This is a genomic window from Burkholderia sp. E168m15, from assembly GCF_016586105.1.
In the GTDB taxonomy this organism is placed as follows: domain Bacteria; phylum Pseudomonadota; class Gammaproteobacteria; order Burkholderiales; family Burkholderiaceae; genus Burkholderia; species Burkholderia orbicola.
Genome location: NZ_BCPO01000199.1, coordinates 1 through 2,415, shown reverse-complemented (window position 1 = coordinate 2,415; position 2,415 = coordinate 1). Strand labels below are relative to the sequence as shown.

The window sequence follows — 2,415 nt, the reverse complement described above, 5'->3', positions numbered from 1 at the left end:
AGATTCACCGGGCTGCTCGCCGACAGGCTGCCGCCCGCGCCGATCGCCAGCGTGCCGCTGTTGATCGTCGTCGCGCCGGTGTACGTGTTGGTGCCGGTCAGCGTTTCCGTTCCCGTACCGGCCATCGTCAGCCCGCCGGTGCCGCCGATCGTCCCCGCATAGCTGCCGTTGCCGGCGCCGGCCAGCGTCAGCGTGTTGCCGCCGAGGTTCACGTTCGTGCCCGCTACGCCGGACAGCATGCCGCTCGTCTGCGGCGTGGTCGCCGCGCTGATGTCGAGCGTCGCGCCCGCGCCGGCCAGGTCGAGCGCGCTGCCCGCCGACAGGCCGCCGCCCGCGCCCACCGCCAGCGTGCTGCCGCCGCCGATCGTCGTGTTGCCGGTGTAGGTGTTCACGCCCGTGAGCGTCGTCGTCGACGGGCCGCTGACCGACAGGCCGCCGCTGCCCGAAATCCCGCCGCCCAGCCCGAGATCGTTCGCACCGCCAACCGTCAGCGTCGAACCCGCGCCGAGATTCACCGCATTGCCGAGCGTCGTGCCGGCCACGCTCGTGCCGAGCGAGCCACCCGCGCCCGTCACGTTCAGCGCGCCGGAGCCCAGCGCGCTGCCGTTGCCCGCGATGAGCCCGCCGCCGCTCAACGTGGTGCCGCCGTCATAGGTGTTCGTGCCGGTGAGCGTCGTGGTGCCCGCGCCGGTCTGCGCAAGCCCGCCGCTGCCGGAAATCGTGCCGCTCAGGCCGAGATCGTTCGCGCCGTTCAGCCCGAGCGTCGCACCCGCGCCGAGCGTCACCGCGTTGCCGAGCGTCGTGCCGCTCACGCTGGCGTTCAGCGTGCCGTTGCCGGTCACGTTCAACGCGCCGGAACCGAGCGCCGTATTGCTGCCCACGCTCAGTCCGCCGCTGTTCAGCGTCGTCCCGCCGCCGTAGGTGTTCGCGCCGCCGAGCGTGGTCGTGCCCGCGCCGGACTGCACCACGCCGCCCGCGCCGGAAATCGTCCCGTTCAGGCCGAAGTCGAACGCGCCGCCGAGATGCAGCGTCGAGCCGATGCCCAGATCGACGGCGTTCGCCAGCAGCAGGTTAGCCGTGCTCGCACTGAGCGCGCCGCCGCTGCCGGTGACGGTGAGTGCGCCCGTGCCGAGCGCCGTATTGCTGCCGACCGACAGACCGCCGGCGCCGAGCGTCGTACCGCCCGTGTACGTGTTCGCGCCGGTGAGCGCGGTTGTTCCGCTGCCGGTTTGCGCGAGACTGCCGCCACCGGCGATGATGCCGCCGAGGCCCAGGTCGTTCGTGCCGCCGAGCGTCAGTGACGAACCGGCGCCGAGATTCACCGCGTTGTTCAGCGTCGTGCCGGCGATGCTCGCGGCCAGCGTGCCGCCGGCGCCGGCGACGTTCAACGCGCCCGTGCCGAGTGCCGCACCATTGCCGGCGACCAGCGTGCCGCCACCGGCGAGGTTCGTGCCGCCCGTGTACGTGTTGGCCCCGTTCAGCGTTTCGGTGCCCGTGCCCGACAGCGTCAGACTACCGCCTGCGCCCGCGATCGTGCCGCCGAACGTGCCGCTGCCGGCGCCGCCGAGCGTCAGGCCGTTGCCGCCGAGGTTCACCGTCGAACCGGCCACGCCCGACAGCGTGCCGATCACCTGCGGCAGCGCTGCACCGCTCAGGTCGAACGTCGCGCCGGCGCCGCCCAGGTTGACTGCGCCGCCTGCCGCCAGGCTGCCGCCCGCGCCGATCGCCAGCGTGCCGCTGTTGATCAGTGTGCCGCCGGTGTACGTGTTGGTGCCCGTCAACGTTTCCGTGCCGGTGCCGGCGAGCGTCAGCCCGCCCGCACCGCCGATCGTGCCGCCGAACGTGCCGTTACCGGAGCCGCCGAGCGTCAGCGTATTGCCGCCGAGATTCACCGCCGCGCCGGCCGTACCGACCAGCCCGCCCGTCGTCTGCGGCGATGTGGCCGCGCTCAGGTCGAGCGTCGCGCCCGCGCCGGTCAGATCGAACAGGCTGCCGCCCGACAGGCTGCCGCCGGCACCCACCGCGAGCGTGCTGCCGTTGCCGATCGTCGTGTTGCCGGTGTAGCTGCCCACCCCCGTGAGCGTCGTGATCGACGGGCCGCTGACCGACAGATTGCCGCCGCCCGAAATCGCACCGCCGAGGCCGAGATTGTTCGCGCCGCCGACCGTCAGCGTCGCGCCCGCGCCGAGATTCACCGCGTTGCCGAGCACCGTGCCGCCGACGTTCGTGCCGAGCGAGCCGCCCGCGCCGGCCACGTTCAGCGCGCCCGTGCCGAGCGCCGAGCCATTGCCGGCGATCAAGCCGCCACCGCTCAGCGTCGTGCCGCCCGAGAACGTGTTCGCCCCGAGCAGCGTCGTCGTGCCGCTGCCGGTTTGCGCGAGGCCGCCGTTGCCGGCAATCACGCCGCCGAGGCTC

The 2,415-nt window shown here is 73.4% G+C and carries 1 protein-coding gene; it reads right to left on the bottom strand.

Annotated features, from left to right (window positions below; translation table 11 throughout):
- A partial coding sequence (locus JMF86_RS31435) for an autotransporter-associated beta strand repeat-containing protein (protein ID WP_201317264.1) occupies positions 1 to 2,415 on the bottom strand: 2,415 nt, incomplete at both ends.